This is a genomic window from Mycobacterium kiyosense (assembly GCA_021654635.1).
Taxonomy (GTDB): Bacteria; Actinomycetota; Actinomycetes; order Mycobacteriales; family Mycobacteriaceae; genus Mycobacterium; species Mycobacterium kiyosense.
In genome coordinates this window covers 3,034,962-3,054,297 of the sequence record AP025179.1, presented here as the reverse complement: position 1 = coordinate 3,054,297, position 19,336 = coordinate 3,034,962, and the positions used below count along the sequence as shown (strand labels likewise).

The following is a 19,336-nucleotide window of genomic DNA, read 5'->3' as shown; positions in this document are numbered from 1 at the left end:
AGCGGTGCGCCGCGGGCGTCACGAGCTGCCCGCGGCGTCGCGGCCGCCGCGCGCGCGGGGACTCGCAGCACCGCTGCGCGGCGGGCGGTCCCGGCTGGTGTTCGGGACGCTGGCCGTGTTGCTGTGCCTGGTGCTGGGGGTCGCGATCGTCACCCAGGTCCGCCAGAACGAGTCCGGCGACTCCCCTGGAAACCGCCCGTCCGGCCGACCTGCTGGTGCTGTTGGACTCGTTGCGGCAGCGGGAGGCGACGCTGAGCACCGAAGTGGCCGATCTGCAGAACACCCTGAACGCCCTGCAGGCGTCGGGCAACAACGACCAGGCGGCGATCGAGAACGCGCAGGCGCGCCTGGCCGCGTTGTCCATCCTGGTCGGCGCGGTGGGCGCCACCGGACCCGGCGTGGTGGTGAAGATCGAGGATCCCGGCCCCGGGGTGGCCCCGGAAGTGATGCTCGACGTGATCAACGAACTGCGCGCCGCCGGCGCCGAGGCGATCCAGATCAACGACGCACACGAGTCCATCCGGGTCGGAGTCGACACCTGGGTGGTCGGCGCCGCCGGCTCGCTGACGATCGACAGCAAGGCGTTCGCGCCGCCGTATTCGCTTCTGGCGATTGGCGATCCGCCGACGCTGGCGGCCGCGATGAACATTCCCGGCGGCGCGGAGGACAGCGTCAAACGGGTCGGCGGACGGATGTCGGTGCAGCAGGCCGACCGCGTCGAGGTGACCACCTTGCGACAACCGAAAACACGCCAATACGCTCAGCCCGTCAAATGAACCAGCCCGCGACCAGAACAGGATCACCGTGACCGATATCCCGTCCGATCTGCATTACACCGCCGAACACGAGTGGGTTCGCCGCAGCGGGGATGACACCGTCCGGGTCGGGATCACCGATTTCGCCCAATCGGCGCTCGGCGACGTGGTCTTCGTCCAACTGCCCGACGTCGGGACCGAGTTCAGCGCCGGCGACGCGTTCGGCGAGGTGGAGTCCACGAAGTCGGTCTCGGACCTGTATGCGCCCGTCGCCGGCAAAGTGTCCGCGGTCAACGGCGAGCTGGAAGGCTCGCCACAACTGGTCAACTCCGATCCCTACGGCGAAGGCTGGTTGATCGAACTCCAGGTCGGTGCGGACGATACCGCCGCACTCGACTCGGCTATCGGCGGCCTGCTCGATGCGCAGGCCTACCGCGGCACATTGGCCGAATGACGATTGCTAAGGTCCCGAAAGCGTTGCGGGACGGATCGAGGATCCCGGCGAATCGTTCCGGGGGATCTCCGTGGGATCTAGGTGAAGCCGGGGTGTCGGGCTTACGATCCTGCAGTGGTCGGCACATCGCGAACCCGTGCGCGGTACGGTCGGTACTTGAAGCGCTAGAGCAGTAAAAGGCAGTACAGACGGTAGATCCGAGTAGGAAGCGGGCCGCACGGCCCGGTCAGGCAACGCCACAGCGGCCAGTGAGGAGCAGCGGGTGACGGACATGGACTCAGCAAGCGGGCAGGACCAGGGCGACGAAGTCACTGTGGAGACGACCTCGGTCTTCCGCGCCGACTTCCTCAACGAGTTGGACGCGCCCGCCCAGGCGGGCGCCGAGAGTTCGGTATCGGGGGTCGAGGGACTTCCGGCCGGCTCGGCGTTGCTGGTCGTCAAACGCGGACCCAACGCCGGTTCGCGCTTCCTGCTGGATCAGGCCATCACGTCTGCCGGGCGCCACCCCGACAGCGACATCTTCCTCGACGACGTCACGGTGAGCCGTCGGCACGCCGAATTCCGTTTGGAGGGCGGCGAGTTCAACGTCGTCGACGTCGGCAGCCTCAACGGCACGTACGTGAACCGCGAACCGGTGGATTCCGCGGTGCTGGCCAACGGCGACGAAGTTCAGATCGGCAAGTTCCGGCTGGTCTTTCTGACCGGACCCAAGGGTGACGACGACGGGGGATCGGGAGGCTAGTGAGCGCGCCCGATAGCCCGGCACTCACCGGGATGTCGATCGGGGCGGTCCTGGACCTGCTGCGACCCGACTTCCCCGATGTCACCATCTCCAAGATTCGCTTCCTGGAGGCCGAAGGGTTGGTGACGCCGCAGCGGGCGGCTTCGGGCTATCGCCGGTTCACCGCGTACGACTGTGCGCGGCTGCGGTTCATCCTGACCGCCCAGCGGGATCATTACCTGCCGCTGAAAGTGATCCGGGCCCAGCTCGACGCCCTGCCCGACGGCGAACTGCCCGCCATCGGATCTCCTTACGGGATACCGCGTTTGGTGTCGGTCAACGACTCCGATGCCGGTCCGGCCGCGGGCGTCGAGTCCGGCGCCGTGTCGCCGGCTGGGGCGCGGCTGCGCCGGGAAGCCCTGCTGGAACGCGCCGGAGTCGACGACGCGCTGCTGAGCGCCCTGCTGAAGGCGGGGGTGATCACCACCGGGCCGGGCGGCTTCTTCGACGAGCACGCGGTCGTGATCCTCCAATGTGCCCGCGCGCTGGCCGATTACGGTGTCGAGCCCCGGCATCTGCGTGCTTTCCGGTCCGCGGCCGACCGGCAGTCGGACCTGATCGCCCAGATCGCCGGACCGCTGGTCAAAGCGGACAAGGCCGGTGCGCGTGACCGTGCCGACGACTTGGCCCGTGAGGTGGCCGCGCTGGCGATCACGTTGCACACCTCGCTGATCAAGTCCGCCGTTCGCGACGTTCTGCACCGGTGAGGACTAGACTTCGGACGACAGCTTGGTGTTCGACGGGATGGTCGGTTGACCGCAGGGTCAGGCCATGCGCACCTCGTCGTTTTCCGGCCGTTTTTCCCGGCCGGATCACCGAGCGCTGAAGCGGACATTGCGGCGTGCGGAGGGCAGACACAGATGGGTGAAGTACGTGTTGTCGGCATTCGCGTGGAGCAACCGCAGAACCAGCCGGTTCTGCTGCTGCGCGAAACCGACGGTGACCGCTATCTGCCGATCTGGATCGGCCAGTCGGAGGCTGCGGCGATCGCACTGGAGCAGCAGGGCGTGGAACCGCCGCGCCCGCTGACCCATGACCTGATCAGGGATCTCATTGCCGCGCTTGGGCATTCGCTCAAGGAGGTGCGCATCGTGGACCTGCAGGAGGGCACCTTCTACGCGGACCTGATCTTCGACCGGGACATCAAGGTGTCCGCTCGGCCCTCGGACTCGGTGGCGATCGCGCTGCGGGTCAACGTGCCGATCTATGTCGAGGAGTCGGTGCTGGCCGCCGCCGGTCTGCTGATTCCCGACGAGGGCGACGAGGAAGCCGGCACCGCCGTCCGTGAGGACGAGGTGGAGAAGTTCAAAGAGTTCCTCGACAGCGTCTCGCCCGACGATTTCAAGGCCACCTGACCACCCGCAGCGCGGCAGTCTGGCCCGGTACCCAATCCGGGTCACGGATGCGTCTCATATCACACATCGGATTGTCGACACGCCCGCGGGATACCACCCACTCATCCGGGTGCCCGCCATACTTTGACGAGTTGATGATTCAACCCAGAGCACGGCAGCCACCGAACAGCGTATGCTCTTCTAACACTCGGACCTGAGATAGCGTGGCTGTTGGGGCAGCCAGTGCCGCAGCTTTAGACCACAGCGCGATCGGCGAGAGGACGCACCGTGAGCGAGCAGCCACGTCAAGAACAGCTGGATCTTGCCGACCGCACGGCCACTTCAACCACCCAGAGCGGCCCGAGCGGCCCGGTGGCCGAACCCGTGCAGCCCGGCTTGTTCCCGGACGATTCGGTGCCCGACGAACTGGTGGGTTACCGCGGGCCGAGCGCCTGCCAGATTGCCGGTATCACCTACCGCCAGCTGGACTACTGGGCCCGCACCTCGCTGGTGGTGCCGTCGATCCGCGGCGCGGCCGGTTCGGGCAGCCAGCGGCTCTACTCGTTCAAAGACATCCTGGTGCTCAAGATCGTCAAGCGTCTGCTCGACACCGGGATCTCGCTGCACAACATCCGCGTCGCGGTCGACCATCTGCGCCAGCGCGGCGTCCAGGACCTGGCCAACATCACCCTGTTCTCCGACGGCACCAGTGTGTACGAGTGCACTTCGGCCGAAGAGGTGGTCGACCTGTTGCAGGGCGGCCAGGGGGTGTTCGGCATCGCGGTGTCCGGCGCGATGCGCGAGCTGACCGGCGTGATCGCCGATTTCCCCGGCGAGCGCGCCGACGGTGGCGAATCGATCGCCGCCCCCGAGGACGAGCTGGCTTCCCGGCGCAAGCACCGCGACCGCAAGATCGGCTGACCACGCGGCAGCGTAAACTGGACCGCGCATCGCTCTCGCGCGGGAGAGTTCTGTGGCCGCCAGCCACAGACGCCGAAGGAGCAACACCTCTCCGTCAACCTCTCAGGCACCCGGACCGCGCCGGACAACGATGCCTCTGGAAAGCGGTGTCGGACCCGGCGGGTCCCTCACCCGCCGATGGGGAAAGGCGCCTAGTGGCGGCCGAATCTCTCAGGCGCTCGGTGCACGAGTGAAGACAGAGGGGGAGGGCCGCTAGTCCTCTGCCGCTAGGAGCCCATTCGTGTCCGACCATTCGAAGTTCGCCGACCGGCACATCGGCCTGGACCGCGACGCCATCGCCACCATGCTCGAGGTCATCGGCGTCGACTCGCTCGACGACCTGGCCGCCCGGGCGGTCCCCACCGGCATCCAGGACAAGCTGGACGCCTCGGGCGCCGCTCCGGGTTTGGACCGGTTGCCGCCCGCGGCCACCGAGGCCGAGGCACTGGCCGAGCTGCGGGAGCTCGCCGAGCGCAACACCGTCGCGGTATCGATGATCGGGCAGGGCTACTACGACACGCTGACCCCGCCGGTGCTGCTGCGCAACATCATGGAAAATCCCGCCTGGTACACCGCCTACACGCCCTATCAGCCGGAGATCAGTCAAGGCCGGCTGGAGGCACTGCTCAATTTCCAGACCATGGTCAGTGATCTCACCGGTCTCGAGATCGCCAACGCCTCGATGCTCGACGAGGGCACCGCCGCCGCCGAGGCCATGACGCTGATGCATCGCGCATTCCGCGGCAAGTCCCTTCGGTTGGCAGTCGACTCAGACGTCTTCGCCCAGACCGCGGCGATCGTTGCCACCCGCGCCAAGCCGCTGGGTATCGAGATCGTTACCGCCGACCTGCGGGACGGGCTGCCGGAGGGCGAGTTCTTCGGCGTCATCGCCCAGCTGCCCGGCGCCAGCGGCCGGATCACCGACTGGAGCGAGCTGATCCGGCAAGCCCACGACCGCGGAGCGCTGGTGGCCGTCGGCGCTGACCTGTTGGCGCTGACGCTGATCACCCCGCCGGGTGAAATCGGTGCCGACGTCGCCTTCGGCACCACCCAAAGATTCGGTGTGCCAATGGGATTCGGCGGCCCGCACGCCGGTTACCTGGCCGTGCACGCCAAGCACGCGCGCCAGTTGCCGGGCCGGCTGGTGGGGGTTTCGGTCGACAGCGACGGCACGCCGGCCTACCGGCTTGCGTTGCAGACCCGCGAGCAGCACATCCGCCGCGACAAGGCGACCAGCAACATCTGCACCGCGCAGGTACTGCTGGCGGTGATGGCAGCCATGTACGCCAGCTACCACGGTGCCGACGGGCTCCGGGCGATAGCCAGGCGGGTACACGGCCATGCCGAAACCATTGCCGCGGGGATCGGCGAGGCGTTGGTGCACGACAAATACTTCGACACCGTGTTGGCTCGGGTTCCCGGTCGCGCCGACGAAGTGCTGGCCGCCGCCAAGGCCGGCGGCATCAACCTGTGGCGCGTCGACGCCGACCACGTGTCGGTGGCCTGTGACGAGGTCACCACCGACGCGCACGTCGCGGCGGTGGTGCAGGCCTTCGGGGTCGGGGCAGGCGAAGCTGCCCACAGTGATATCCACACGCGGACAACGGATTTCCTGACCCATCCGGCGTTTCATCTGTACCGCACCGAGACCTCGATGATGCGCTACCTGCGCACCCTGGCGGACAAGGACATCGCCTTGGACCGCAGCATGATTCCGCTGGGATCCTGCACGATGAAGCTCAACGCCGCCGCCGAGATGGAGTCCATCACGTGGCCGGAGTTCGGGCGCCAGCACCCCTTCGCCCCCGCCTCCGACACTGCCGGGCTACGTCGGCTCATCGCCGACCTGGAGAACTGGCTGATAGCCATCACCGGCTACGACAACGTCTCCCTGCAGCCCAACGCGGGGTCGCAGGGCGAATACGCGGGCCTGCTGGCCATTCACGACTACCATGCCAGCCGCGGCGAACCGCACCGCGACATCTGCCTGATCCCGTCCAGCGCGCACGGCACCAACGCCGCTTCGGCCGCGCTGGCCGGGATGCGGGTGGTCGTGGTGGGCTGTCATGACAACGGCGACGTCGACCTCGACGACCTGCGTGCCAAGGTCGGCGAGCACGCCGACCGCCTGTCGGCGCTGATGATCACCTACCCGTCCACGCACGGCGTCTACGAACACGACATCGCCGACATCTGCGCGGCCGTGCACGACGCCGGCGGGCAGGTCTACGTCGACGGCGCCAACCTCAACGCGCTGGTGGGTCTGGCCCGGCCGGGCAAGTTCGGCGGCGACGTCAGCCACCTGAACCTGCACAAGACGTTCTGCATCCCGCACGGCGGCGGCGGCCCAGGGGTGGGGCCGGTGGCGGTGCGTTCGCACCTGGCCCCGTTCCTGCCGGGGCACCCGTACGCCCCGGAACTGCCGTCGGGGCATCCGGTGTCGGCGGCGCCCTACGGGTCGGCCTCGATCCTGCCGATCAGCTGGGCCTACATCAGGATGATGGGCGGGGACGGCCTGCGGGCGGCCTCGCTGACCGCGATCGCCTCGGCCAACTACATCGCACGCCGGCTCGACGAGTACTTCCCGGTGTTGTACACCGGCGAGAACGGCATGGTCGCCCACGAATGCATCCTGGATCTGCGCGGCATCACCAAGGCCACCGGCGTGACCGTCGACGACGTCGCAAAGCGGTTGGCGGACTACGGTTTTCACGCACCAACCATGAGCTTCCCGGTGGCCGGCACGCTGATGGTGGAGCCCACCGAGAGCGAGAGCCTGGCCGAGGTGGACGCGTTCTGCGAAGCGATGATCGGCATCCGCCGCGAGATCGACCGGGTCGGCAACGGGGAGTGGCCGGTGGACGACAACCCGCTGCGCGGCGCCCCGCACACCGCCGAATGCCTGGTCGCCACCGACTGGAACCACCCGTACACCCGCGAGGAAGCCGCCTACCCGCTGGGCAAGGCGTTCCGGCCCAAGGTGTGGCCGCCGGTGCGGCGCATCGACGGCGCCTACGGTGACCGCAACCTGGTCTGCTCCTGCCCGCCGGTGGAGGCGTTCGCCTGACGGGTCGCGCCGGTTCGCCGCCGAGCAGCCGATGAGTCCCGTGCGCCGTATTGTCGGTGCGTGCTGATCGGCTTTGTGCTCGCCCTGGGATGTTCGTTGTGTTACGGCTCTGCGACGGTGCTGCAAGCCGCGGCAGCCCGAACGGTGCAGACCGGCAGCAACTCGGGTGTGGATGCCAGACTGCTGTTGCACGCCGGCCGTCAATGGCGCTATCTGGTCGGCGTCGGTCTTGACGGCCTGGGCTTCTTGTTGCAGGTCGCCGCGCTGCGCTTGGTCCCGATCTATGTGGTGGCGGCCGCGCTGGCCGCCTCGATCGCGGTCGCCGGCGTGGTGGCCGCATGGGTGTTGTCGGCGCACCTGTCCCCGGCCGAGTGGACGGCCATCGGCGTGGTTTGCGTCAGTCTCGCGGTGCTTGCACTGGCCGCCGGCCCCGGTCACTTTCACCGCGCCCCGGCCGGGCTGGGCTGGGCGCTGATCGGCGTCGTTGCCGTGGTATTCGTCGCCGGAGCGCTCGCGGGACGGTTGGCAGACCATGCCCGGGCGCTCGCGCTGGGCTTCGCCGCGGGGACCGGTTTCGGCGTCGTGGAGGTGGGGGTGCGGCTCTTGGACCGCATCGACCCGACCAAGGCCGACTTCTACACCAACCCGGCCCTGTACGCGGCGGCGGGTGGCGGGGCCGCCGGGTTCCTGCTGCTCACCTCCGGGCTGCAGCGCGGATCCGTCACCACGACCGTGGCGGCGATGGTCGTGGGGGAGACGATCGCGCCCGCTCTGGTAGGGGCGGTGTGGCTCGGTGACCGGGCCCGCGACGGCTTGGGCTGGGTAGTCGTTCTGGGCTTCGCCGTAGCCGTGTCAGCGACGATGGTCCTGGCCCGGTTCGGCGAAGCGCCCGCACCCTAGCCGAGGAACGTCTCGACCGCGGATGCCAGCTCGGGGGTGGCCGAGGTCGGCAGGTTCTGATAGCTGCCGCCACTGAGCTTGGCGACCGCTTCCCAGGTGGCCCGGTCGGGGTCCCCGCCGAAGTCGATGATGTTGACCGCGATGGGTTTGGCCGGGTCGGCGGCGGTTCTGATGAACTCCTGCAGCCCGGCCCCGTCCAGGGACTGGTCGGTGTGCGGCCCGGCGGTGATCACCAGAATCGAATTCGCTTGTCCGGCACGGTAATTGGTCTTCATGTCCTGGTAGATCATGCGCAGGGTGGTGAACGACACCGCACCGCCGCCCGACGAGTACTGCCGGTCCAGCGCCGCGGTCAGTGCCGCCGTGCGGGGCTGACCGTTGACCTGGTCGGCGAGCGGCCCGGCCGCCACCTCGGAGCGTCCTTCGTGACCGTCGAAGGTCCACAGGCCGATCACCGCGGTGGGCGGCAGCGCCCGGATCCTGTTGCTGAGCGCCGCGATCACGTTGGCCAGCCGGGTCTTGCCGCCGCCGTCGTCGGTCGGCAACGACTGGTCGAGCATGATGGTCGCGGCCACCCCGCTGGACGGTGTGGCCATGGTGTCGGCCAGCGTGGCGCGGGTGGCGTCGTCACCGACCGACAGCGTGGCGGGCAGCGCTGCGAAGCCGGTCACCGGGCTGCTCGGCGGCTTGACGTCTTTGACCCGGAATCCGGCCTCGGCCAGCTTGGCCTGCTGCGCGGGGGTGCGCATAAACCGGGAGAACGCGCTCGCCGCCGTCGTCTGCTCCTGCGACAGCCAGGCGCCGCTGAGCAGCACGGTCGGGTAGTCGGCCACCGGAACCGGGCCGGAGGGCAGCCAGGAGGTCAGCTTGCTCTTCGCGTCGGGGGTCGACTGACCGCGCTGGAACAACTGCTGTTCGGTGGTGGCCACCGCGTGTACCGGCGCCGCGGCCACCTCGTCGGCTTTGGCGCCCGGCTTGAGCAGCGCGTTGAACGCCTCGTTCAGCGAGTCGTCGGACAGCTTGGGTTGCGCGCTCATCAGCGAGCGCACCGCGCCGGCACCACCGGTCGGCGGGGCCCCGGCGGGCACCGACGCCGCCGCGATCGCCTCGCCTGCCAGGTAGGCCGCGTCGCCGTTGCCGGTGATCGGCATCGCCAGCCGCAAAGAACCCCACGACGGCTGGTTCAACCCGGCCATCGACGTGGGGTTGGTCTGCAGGCCGGGCAGCGCCGCCCAGTCCTGTTTGGCCAGCACCGACTGGAACTCGGGCCGGATCGCCAGCAGCACCGGCGAACTCACCAGCGACCGGCTGTCGCTGATGGTCTTCTGGCCGGCAGCTCCGGCCAGGCGCGCCGCCGAAATCGAACTCCCGGGAATCCACAAGCCCGGTTGGTTGCCGAGTTCGGCCGGCCACTTGCCGATGAAGCCGCTGATGACCGCGTCGGACGCGGCCGGTTTGACCGTCACCGGCACGCACCGGTCACCGATCGGCCCGGCCTGCGCGTTGTAGGCCTCGGCCAGCTGTTTGACCTGGTCGACGATGGTGGGATCGGCCAGTACGGCGACCGAATCCTTACCGGCCAGGCAGCGCGCGGCGGCGGACTGCGAGTCGTGGGAGCCACCGAAGAAGCGCCACAGGATCACCCCGGCGACCAACACCACGACGGTGACCAGTGCCACGATCACCCCGATGCTGACGCCGCGGCGACCGCTCGTGCTGCGGTGCCCGCCCTGCCAACCGGGCAGCCCCCGATGACCCGCGCTGAACCGGGAAGCGGGAGCCGCAGCCGCCGGCGGCTCTGGACTGTCCGGGCGGGCGCCGAAGTCGGGGTAGTCGTCGGCTTCGGGTGCGGTGTGCTCCCCACCGAACGGGTATTGCCCGAAATCCTCCCGATGGTCGGAAAAGCTGTCCTCGGCCGCATAGACGTCGTCCGCGGGGTACGCGCTGGGAACCGGATACTCTTTCTCGGCCGGTTCCGGGTACCCGGAACCGAACGGTTCGTCAGACGCGGCAGACTCGACGGACTCCCCGGCGCCGGCCTGCTCGCCGCGCTCCTGATACTCCGAGCCCCGGTCGAACGGCTCGTCGTCGGGTAGGGAATCGTCGGGGTCGGGCTTGCTGTGCCTACCCATGCCGGTCTGTGCGTCCTCTCCGTGAAATCGTGTGCAGGTTGCCGCCGGTCGGCGGGCTGGCTACACGCCGGCGCGAGCTTTGAATTCCCGACGACGGCGGTGCAGGATCGGCTCGGTGTAGCCGTTGGGCTGCTGGCCGCCGGACAGGATCAGCTCCTGCGCCGCCAGGAAGGCGATGCTGTCGTCGAAGTTCGGCGCCATCGGAAGGTACGCCGCGTCGCCCTCGTTCTGCTTGTCGACCAGCGGCGCCATCCGTTCCAGGCTGGCGCGCACATCCTCGGCGGTGATCACGCCGTGCCGCAGCCAGTTGGCCAGCAGCTGGCTGGAGATGCGCAGCGTCGCGCGGTCCTCCATCAGGGCCACATTGTGGATGTCGGGCACTTTCGAACAACCCACGCCCTGGTCGATCCAGCGCACCACATAACCGAGGATGGACTGGCAGTTGTTGTCGACCTCCTCGCGGATCTCCTCCGGCGCCCAGGCCAGCTCTTTGGCCAGCGGGACGGTCAGCAGTTCCTCGATGGTGGTGCGCCGCTTGCCTTCGAGTTCCTTCTGCACCGCGAACACGTCGACCTGGTGGTAGTGCATGGCGTGCAGCGTCGCCGCCGTCGGAGACGGCACCCACGCGGTGGTGGCGCCGGCTTTGGGCTGGCCGATCTTCTGCTCCACCATGTCGGCCATCAGCTCGGTCATCGCCCACATGCCCTTGCCGATCTGGGCCTTGCCGGCGAAACCGGCGGCCAGGCCGGTGTCGACGTTGGCGTCCTCGTAGGCCTTGATCCAGGTGGTGTTCTTCATCGCACCCTTGCGGATCATTGGACCCGCCTCCATCGAGGTGTGGATCTCGTCACCGGTGCGGTCCAGGAAGCCGGTGTTGATGAATACGACGCGGTCGGCCGCCGCCTTGATGCACGCCTTGAGGTTGACCGTGGTGCGGCGCTCCTCGTCCATGATGCCGACCTTGAGGGTGGACTGCGGCAGCCCCAGGACGTCCTCCACCCGGCTGAACAGCTCGCAGGTGAACGCGACCTCTTCGGGGCCGTGCATCTTCGGCTTGACGATGTACACCGAGCCGGTACGGCTGTTGATCAGCGGACCGTTGTCATCGGTGCTCTTCAAGCCATGGATGGCGGTCAATCCGGTGAACAGGGCGTCCTGGATGCCCTCGGGGACCTCGTTGCCGTCGGCGTCCACGATCGCGTCGTTGGTCATCAGATGTCCGACGTTGCGCACGAACATCAGGCTGCGCCCGGGCAGGGTCAGTTCCCCGTCGCCGCCGGGGCGGGTGTAGGTGCGGTCGGCGTTGAGCTTGCGGGTGAACGACTTGCCGTCCTTGCTGACCTCTTCGGCCAGGTCACCCTTGTTGAGCCCGAGCCAATTGCGGTAGCCGAGCACCTTGTCGTCGGCGTCGACCGCGGCCACCGAGTCCTCGAAGTCCATGATGGTGGTGATCGCCGATTCGAGCACCACGTCCTTGATGCCGGCGGCGTCGGTCTTGCCGATCGGCGACTCGGGGTCGACCAGGATCTCGATGTGCAGGCCGTTGTTGACCAACAGCACCGACCAGTCGGGTGCGCCGAGTTCGCCGCTGTATCCGACGAACTTCTCCGGACTGGCCAACCCGGTGGTTTGACCGCCGACCTCGATCTGTAGCGCGCCGTCGACGATGCTCAGTCCACCCGCGTTCGCCCAGGATCCCGACGCCAGCGGAACCGCGCCGTCCAGGAAATCACGCGCGTAGGCGATCACCTTGTCGCCGCGCACCTTGTTGTACCCCGAGCCCTTCTCGGCGCCGTCGTCCTCGGGAATGACGTCGGTGCCGTACAGGGCGTCGTACAGCGAACCCCAGCGGGCGTTGGCCGCGTTGAGCGCGAACCGCGCGTTGAGCACCGGCACCACCAGCTGCGGGCCGGCGGTCGTGGTGATCTCGTCGTCGACACCGGAGGTGGTGATGGTGAAGTCGTCCGGCTCCGGCAGCAGGTAGCCGATCTCGGTGAGGAACTGCCGGTAGGCCTCCGGGTCGAGCGGCTCGAGCACCCGCAGCCGGTGCCACTTGTCGATCTGGGCCTGCAGCTCGTCGCGGATCGCCAGCAGCTCCTGGTTACGCGGGGTGAGATCGGTCACCACCTTGTCCACGCCGGCCCAGAAGCTGTCCGGGTCGATACCGGTGCCGGGCAGGGCTTCGTTGTTCACGAAGTCGTACAGCACCCGGGCAATCCGCAAGTTGCCCTGGGTAACACGCTCAGTCATCGTTCTCCTCCGTAACGGCCCGTTATGGCCCTTCACCAGCCCGCACGCACCCTCGTCGGACCAGGATCAGCTACCGTCAGCCTACCCACCGGTAGCCTGACGAGCCCCGACGATCCTAGCCCGGCCCGCTTGTGACGCCGGGTCGTGGCGCGCTGACGCGGCATCCGCAGCAACGCCGTCGCCGCGGGCGAATCGCTTTGTGGCAACGGCGGGCACCGGGAAATTCGTTCCCCTCGGCACTGGTACCCGCGGCCGCTGAAGATCATACGGGCCGCTGATCGGACCCGGGCGCCCCCTCGCGCATGCGGCCGAGCAAATCTTCCACCAGGTCCTCCAGCGCCACCATCGCCACCACCTGGCTACGGGTGGTGCTCTTGGCGGTGTCGTCGCCGTCATCGGTGGTGACCAGGGCCAGGTGGCTGTTACTGCGACGCATCCGGGACAGCGCCTCGGGCAGGCCGAGCGACTGCGGCAGCCGCGGCAGCGGGCGCACCAGCGCCAGGTCGATCACCGTCGCCGGGTCGGTTCCCAGCGCCAGCACATCCTTGATGTGCAGGTATCCGATGTAATCCCCGGCGCCGTTCACCACCGGGAACCGTGAGTAGCCGGTCTGCGCCAGCGCCTGCTCGATCGCACCGATGGTGGGTCCCGTCCCTTCGGCGGCCACCGGCACCGCGTGCACCTTGGCCAGCGGGACCGCGACGTCGCCGACCACCCGGGTGCGTACCCGCAGCGCCAGCGTCAGCCGGACGTGTTCCTCCTCGTCGAGCAGGCCTTCGGACAGCGACTCGGCGATCATGTCGGACAGTTCCACGGTGGACACCGTGATGTCGAGTTCGTCCTTGGGCTCCACCCCCAGCAGCCGCAGGATGGCGTTCGCGCACTTGTTGTACAGCACGATGATCGGCCGCGCGGCGCGCACGTACGGCAGGTACGCCGGGACCAGCAGCATCGCGGTGCGCTCCGGACCGGCCAACGCGATGTTCTTGGGCACCATCTCGCCGAGCAGCACGTGCAGCGTCACCACGAGAGCCAGCGCGACCACGAACGCCAGGGTGTGCACCAGCGCGGGATACAGCCCGGCCATGCCGAACCAGTTGCGCAGCACTTCGGCCACCGCCGGTTCGGCGATCCGGCCCAGCAACAGCGAGGCCACCGTGACGCCCAGCTGGGCGCCGGCCAGCATCGCGGGTAGTTGTTCACCGGCCCGGATCACGGTCACCGCGCTGGCGCGGCCCTGTTCGGCCAGCGCCTCCAGGCGGTCCCGCCGCGCCGAGATCAGCGCGAACTCGGCCCCCACGAAGAACGCGTTGAGCGCGATCAGCAGCAGCGCCAACGCCACCGCCAGCACCGGGTTCATCGCTCGCCCCCGTCCGTGCGGGGCAGTTCGCTCAGTTCGAGCTGGTCGATTCGCCGCCCGTCCAGTTGCACCACCTTGGCCCGCCAGCGCACCGACTGCTCGGGCAGCCCGTCGCGGTCCAGCGCGGGCAGGTCGACGGATTCGCCGGCCACCGGGATGTGTCCGAGTTCGCGCAGCACCAGCCCGCCGATCGTCTCGTAGGGTCCCTCCGGGGCCCGGTAGCCGATGGCGGTCTCCACCTCGTCGATGCGCAGCAGACCCGACACCTGCCAGCCGCTGCCGGAGGTCACCACGTCCGGCGTCGCGTCGTCGTGTTCGTCGCGCACGTCGCCGACGATCTCTTCGATCAGGTCTTCTACGGTCACCATCCCCGCCGTGCCGCCGTACTCGTCGACGACCATGGCCGTCTGCAGGGCGTTGGCCCGGATCTGGGCCATCACCGCGTCACCGTCGAGGGTCGACGGCACCACCGCGACCGGTTTGGCGACCGTCGTCAGCAAGGTGGTGGCCCGGTCGGCGGGCGCCACCTCGAAGACCTGTTTGACGTGCACGATGCCGATCGTTTCGTCGAGGTCGCCCTGCACGACCGGGAATCGGGAGAAACCGGTGTCGGCGACGGCGGCGACCAGGTCGGCGACCGTGTCGTCGGTCTGCAGGGCGACGATTTTCGACCGCGGCGTCATCAGCTCCTCGGCCGTCAGCGTGCCGAACTGCAGCGACCGGTGCATCAGGGAGGCGGTGACGTCGTCCAGCGAACCCCGCCGCGCCGAGGTCCGCACCAGCGACACGAGTTCCTGAGGCGTGCGCGCCGAGCGCAGTTCCTCGGCCGGCTCGATGCCGAATCGGCGCACGATCCAGTTGGCGGCTCCGTTGGTCAGCCGGATCGCCGGCGTGAACAGCACCGAGAACAGCCACTGCGGCAGCACCACGGCGCGGGCGGTGCGCAGCGGCCGCGCCACCCCCAGGTACTTCGGGACCAACTCACCGAACACCATCGACACCGAGGTCACCACCAGCAGCGCCAGGATCGCCATGATGGTGTCTGCCAGCTTGTCCGACATTCCGATCGCGTCGAACCATGGATGCGGCAGGTTGGCCACCAGCGGGTCGGTCAGGTAACCGGTGGCCAGGGTGGTGATGGAGATGCCCAGCTGTGCGCCGGACAGCTGAAACGACAGCCGCCGGTGGGCTCGGCGGATGAACCGGTCCCGGCGCGAACCGGTGCGTGCGTTGGCCTCCACGATGGTGCGGTCCAGCGCGGTCAGGGAGAATTCGGCGGCGACGAACACCGCGGTACCGAACGTGAGCGCCAGAATGGCCAGCACGCTGAGCACGGTGCTGGAGTGGTTCATCTCTAGTTTCGGGAGCCTTTCACCAACCGGTGGGCAAGGGGTGGCCCTCGGCGAATCCCGCCGCCGACTGGATGCCGACCACCGCTCGCTCGTGCAACTCTTCCAGGTTCGCCGCGCCCACGTAGGTGCAGGTGCTGCGGACGCCGGAGGTGATGTGGTCGATCAGGTCTTCGACGCCGCCGCGGTCGGGGTCCAGCCCCATCCGCGACGTCGAGATGCCCTCCTCGAACAGCGCTTTGCGGGCGCGGTCGAAGGGGCTGTCGGCGCCGGTGCGGGCGGCCACCGCCCGTTTGGATGCCATGCCGTAGCTCTCTTTGTACGGTTGGTCGTCGCGATCGTGCATCAGGTCGCCGGGGGACTCGTAGGTGCCGGCGAACCACGAGCCGATCATCACGTTGGATGCGCCGGCGGCCAGCGCCAGCGCCACGTCCCGCGGGTGCCGGATGCCGCCGTCCGCCCACACGTGGCCACCCAATTGCCTTGCCGCGGAGGCACATTCGACTACCGCGGAGAACTGTGGCCGGCCGACTCCGGTCATCATCCGGGTGGTGCACATGGCGCCGGGGCCAACCCCGACCTTGACGATGCCCGCGCCTGCCTCGATCAGGTCCCGGGTTCCCTGCGCCGAGACCACGTTGCCGGCCACCAACGGCACCCCCAGGTCCAGCGCGGCGATCGCACTGATCGCCTCGAGTGTCTTGACCTGATGGCCGTGGGCGGTGTCGATGACCAGCACGTCCACCCCGGCCTCGGCCAGCGCCTGGGCCTTGCTCGCCGCGTCGCCGTTGATGCCCACCGCCGCACCGATCCGCAGCCGGTCGGCGCCGTCGATCGCCGGGCTGTAGATGCCGGTGCGGATGGCCCCGGTGCGGGTCAGTACGCCGGCCAGCGCGCCGTCTCCGGCGGTCACCACCGCGACGTCGATGGGCGCGTGCTCGAGCAGGTCATAGATCTTGCGCGGCTCGGTGCCCACCGGCGCGGTGACGAAATCGGTGGCCGCGACGTCGCGGACCCGGGTGAACCGATCCACGCCGACGCACGACGCCTCGCGCACCACGCCGATCGGTCGGCCTTCGAAGACCACCACCGCGACACCGTGGGCGCGCTTGTGGATCAGCGCCATCGCGTCGGACACCGAGTCGTCGGGCGCCAGCGTCACCGGGGTGTCCAGGACCAGGTCGCGGCTCTTGACGAACTGCACCATCTGCTGCACCGCCGGGATCGGCAGATCCTGCGGCAGGATGACGATGCCGCCGCGGCGGGCCACCGTCTCGGCCATCCGCCGTCCCGCCACCGCGGTCATGTTGGCGACCACCACCGGGATGGTGGTTCCGGAGCCGTCCGCGGTGGACAGGTCCACGTCGAACCGCGAGGCCACCTCCGAGCGGTTCGGAACGATGAACACGTCGTTGTAGGTGAGGTCGAACGCCGGGCGGTGCCCGTCCAGAAATCTCATTCAGATAGCTCGCTAAGCAGGTACTTCGCTTCGGTCTCCGCTCCACAGGGTGTGGAACTTCTTGCCCGGCTCCGCATCGGTGCGCCCGTAAGTGTGCGCCCCGAAGAAGTCGCGCAGCCCTTGGGTCAGGGCGGCGGGCAGTCGCTCGGTGCGCAGGCCGTCGTAGTAGGACAGCGCCGAGGAGAACCCCGGAATGGGGATACCCAGCTGGGTGGCGGTTACCACGACCCGGCGCCAGCTGTCGATGGCGGCTTCGATGGCGCTGCGGAAGTAGGGCGCTACGAGCAGCGTCGGCAGGTCGGGGTCGTCGTCGAACGCGTCTTTGATCCGGTTGAGGAACTTGGCCCGGATGATGCAGCCGCCGCGCCAGATGGTGGCCAGATCGCCCGGGGTGATGCCCCAGTCGTATTCGGCGCTGCCGGCCTGAATCTGGTTGAAGCCCTGGGCGTAGGCGATGATCTTCGAGGCGTAGAGGGCCTGTCGAATGTCCTCGGTGAACTGCGCGGGGTCGCCCGGCTTGGCGCCGAGGTCACCCGAGGCCAGGCCGGTGGTGGCCTTGCGCTGGGGCACCGAACCCGACAGCGCGCGGGCGAACACCGCCTCGGCGATGCCGGTGACCGGCACGCCCAGATCCAGCGCCGACTTCACCGTCCAGCGGCCGGTGCCCTTCTGCTCGGCTTCGTCGACGATCACGTCGACCAGCGGCTTGCCGGTCTTGGCGTCGGTCTGACGCAACACCTGCGCGGTGATCTCGACCAGGAAACTGTCCAGGTCGCCGGAGTTCCATTCGTCGAACACGTCGGCGATCTCGCCGGCGGACTTGCCCAGCGCATCGCGCAGCAACTGATAGGCCTCGCCGATCAGCTGCATGTCGGAGTACTCGATACCGTTGTGCACCATCTTGACGAAGTGCCCGGCGCCGTCCGGGCCGATGTGGGTACAGCAGGGCACCCCGTCGACGTGCGCGGAGATCTCCTCGAGCAGCGGGCCCAGCGACTCATACGACTCGGCCGGGCCGCCCGGCATGATCGACGGGCCGTTGAGCGCGCCTTCCTCGCCACCGGAGATGCCGGCGCCGACGAAGTGCAGGCCGCGCTCGCGGATCGCCTTCTCCCGACGGATGGTGTCGGTGTAGAGCGCGTTGCCGCCGTCGATGATGATGTCGCCTTCCTCCATGGCGTCGGCGAGTTCGTTGATGACGGCGTCGGTGGGGTCACCGGCCTTGACCATGATGATGACCCGGCGCGGCTTTTCCAGTGCGGCAAGGAATTCGGGGATGGTTTCACTGCGCACGAAGTTGCCGTCGGAGCCGTGTTCTTCCAGAAGCGCGTCGGTCTTGGCGACCGACCGGTTGTGCAGGGCCACGGTGTATCCGTGCCGGGCGAAGTTGCGGGCCAGGTTCGAGCCCATCACCGCCAAACCGGTGACTCCGATCTGGGCGGTCGCGGTGGGCGAGTCCGACGAACTCATGTCCTGCCTCTCAGGTTTGGTGAACTACCGGGCCTGGTGGGTTTGCCCGAAAGCTGTCGAACCCACTCTGACACAACGGACTCGCGGCTCGGGTGTCCGGTTGGGGATCAGAAGTTGATCAACCGGTGCAATTCGGTCAGCCAGGGCACCGCCAGCGCGACGGTGGGCACCACGAGGACGGCCGCGGCGGCCAGGTAGGCCGTCACCGACAGCACCAGGCTGTTGCCCCGCCCGGAGAGCCGGCGCACCCGCACCACGGTGCTGGGGCCACCTGCGGCCAGTGCGCCGGACGGCGCCCGACCGGACGCGCAGGCCACCAACGCCCGGGCCAGGGGAGTGCGTCCGGTGGCGCGCACCGCGGCGTCGTCGGCCAGTAGCTCCACCAGCAATTGGACCGCACCCAGCGCGTTGCCGCTGCGCACCAGCCGCGGGAACGCGGCGTGCACCGCGGTGAACGCCTCGAGCACCAGATCGTGCCGGGCCCGCAGGTGGGCGCGCTCGTGGGTCAGAATCGCCGTCACCTCGGTGTCGGCCAAGGTGTTCAGCGCGCCTTCGCTGACCACCACGCGGCTTCGCACGCCGGGCAGGCAGTAGGCCAGGGGTTGTTCGACGTCTAGGACGCGCAGGTCACGCGTCCTGGTGCAGGGTTGCGCCAGCGCGGTGTCGCGTCCGACTCCGACCAGGTCGACGACCATGCGGTGCCGGGCGCGGCGGCGTCGCGTGGCGATCGCGACTCGCACCACGGCCACCACCAGTCGCACGCCGACCAGGACGGTCAGGGCGAAGACGGCGAGGTAGGCCGCCCACAGCGGCCAGCCGAGGCGACCCTCGGCGTCGAGGATGCCGGCGGTGGGCCGCCCGTCCGGGCCGGGCATGAGCAGCCGGCTGGCAATCGCGATGCCGGCGCTGAACGTCGAGAGGACGGCGGCCAGGGCGATGGCCTGCCACAGCACCATCGCGGCCCGCGGGGCACGCAGCGGCCAGGAGGCGCGAGCCAGTACAGCCGGTGTCGGGCCAGCCAGCAGCACCGCAAGAATGGTGAAGGCCAGCGCAGACACGCCGATA

14 protein-coding genes, 1 pseudogene and 2 riboswitches are annotated in these 19,336 nt (G+C 68.8%); of the genes and pseudogenes, 8 read left to right on the top strand and 7 right to left on the bottom strand.

The annotated features are described in order from the left end of the window. Positions 1 to 4 precede the first annotated feature (4 nt). The 8 genes and pseudogenes from L6444_RS14485 to L6444_RS14450 all read left to right on the top strand — a co-directional run bounded on the left by L6444_RS14485 (position 5) and on the right by L6444_RS14450 (position 8,251). Positions 5 to 776 (top strand): annotated as a pseudogene (locus L6444_RS14485) (DUF881 domain-containing protein). A gap of 28 nt (positions 777 to 804) precedes the next feature. Continuing rightward, positions 805 to 1,209, top strand: coding sequence for a glycine cleavage system protein GcvH (gene gcvH, locus L6444_RS14480; protein ID WP_236983615.1), 405 nt, complete (start codon positions 805 to 807; stop codon positions 1,207 to 1,209). 271 nt (positions 1,210 to 1,480) lie between these two features. Then, positions 1,481 to 1,951, top strand: coding sequence for a glycogen accumulation regulator GarA (garA, locus tag L6444_RS14475; RefSeq protein ID WP_370653176.1), 471 nt, complete (start codon positions 1,481 to 1,483; stop codon positions 1,949 to 1,951). Beyond that, entirely contained in the window at positions 1,951 to 2,697 is a 747-nt protein-coding gene (gene ftsR, locus L6444_RS14470) for a transcriptional regulator FtsR (protein WP_236983613.1), read from the top strand. The genes garA and ftsR overlap by 1 nt, the downstream gene beginning before the upstream one ends. Positions 2,698 to 2,850: 153 nt before the next feature. After that, positions 2,851 to 3,345: a bifunctional nuclease family protein gene (locus tag L6444_RS14465; protein ID WP_180913558.1), complete on the top strand. Its 495-nt coding sequence runs from the start codon at positions 2,851 to 2,853 to the stop codon at positions 3,343 to 3,345. Positions 3,346 to 3,612: 267 nt separating this feature from the next. Beyond that, entirely contained in the window at positions 3,613 to 4,245 is a 633-nt protein-coding gene (locus L6444_RS14460) for a MerR family transcriptional regulator (protein WP_236983611.1), read from the top strand. Between the two features lie 30 nt (positions 4,246 to 4,275). After that, positions 4,276 to 4,373, top strand: a riboswitch (glycine riboswitch). Further along, a riboswitch (glycine riboswitch) is annotated at positions 4,374 to 4,494 on the top strand. A 31-nt stretch (positions 4,495 to 4,525) separates the two neighbouring features. Continuing rightward, positions 4,526 to 7,351, top strand: coding sequence for an aminomethyl-transferring glycine dehydrogenase (gcvP, locus tag L6444_RS14455; protein ID WP_236983609.1), 2,826 nt, complete (start codon positions 4,526 to 4,528; stop codon positions 7,349 to 7,351). A 60-nt stretch (positions 7,352 to 7,411) separates the two neighbouring features. Beyond that, positions 7,412 to 8,251, top strand: coding sequence for a DMT family transporter (locus L6444_RS14450; protein WP_236983607.1), 840 nt, complete (start codon positions 7,412 to 7,414; stop codon positions 8,249 to 8,251). On the opposite strand, the gene L6444_RS14445 is transcribed toward L6444_RS14450, so the two are convergent. The 7 genes from L6444_RS14445 to L6444_RS14415 form a co-directional block, all read right to left on the bottom strand. Beyond that, complete coding sequence (locus L6444_RS14445; RefSeq protein WP_236983605.1) at positions 8,248 to 10,383, bottom strand: substrate-binding domain-containing protein; 2,136 nt, start codon at positions 10,381 to 10,383, stop codon at positions 8,248 to 8,250. The two genes, L6444_RS14450 and L6444_RS14445, sit on opposite strands and share 4 nt — an antisense overlap. Positions 10,384 to 10,443: 60 nt before the next feature. Beyond that, a complete protein-coding gene (locus tag L6444_RS14440) occupies positions 10,444 to 12,633 on the bottom strand; it encodes a malate synthase G (protein ID WP_236983603.1) in 2,190 nt (729 codons plus the stop codon). A gap of 262 nt (positions 12,634 to 12,895) precedes the next feature. After that, complete coding sequence (locus tag L6444_RS14435) at positions 12,896 to 13,993, bottom strand: hemolysin family protein (protein WP_236983602.1); 1,098 nt, start codon at positions 13,991 to 13,993, stop codon at positions 12,896 to 12,898. Continuing rightward, a complete protein-coding gene (locus L6444_RS14430) occupies positions 13,990 to 15,345 on the bottom strand; it encodes a hemolysin family protein (RefSeq protein WP_236983599.1) in 1,356 nt (451 codons plus the stop codon). Before L6444_RS14430 ends, L6444_RS14435 begins: the two co-directional genes overlap by 4 nt. Positions 15,346 to 15,364: 19 nt before the next feature. After that, complete coding sequence (locus tag L6444_RS14425; RefSeq protein ID WP_236983597.1) at positions 15,365 to 16,801, bottom strand: GuaB1 family IMP dehydrogenase-related protein; 1,437 nt, start codon at positions 16,799 to 16,801, stop codon at positions 15,365 to 15,367. A 12-nt stretch (positions 16,802 to 16,813) separates the two neighbouring features. Continuing rightward, positions 16,814 to 18,271 (bottom strand): NADP-dependent phosphogluconate dehydrogenase, encoded by a 1,458-nt coding sequence (gene gndA, locus L6444_RS14420; RefSeq protein ID WP_236983596.1) that lies wholly within the window; start codon positions 18,269 to 18,271, stop codon positions 16,814 to 16,816. A 107-nt stretch (positions 18,272 to 18,378) separates the two neighbouring features. After that, the gene (locus tag L6444_RS14415; RefSeq protein ID WP_236983593.1) at positions 18,379 to 19,329 is read right to left on the bottom strand and encodes a M56 family metallopeptidase; all 951 of its coding nucleotides are present in this window, start codon (positions 19,327 to 19,329) and stop codon (positions 18,379 to 18,381) included. Between the last annotated feature and the right edge of the window lie 7 nt (positions 19,330 to 19,336).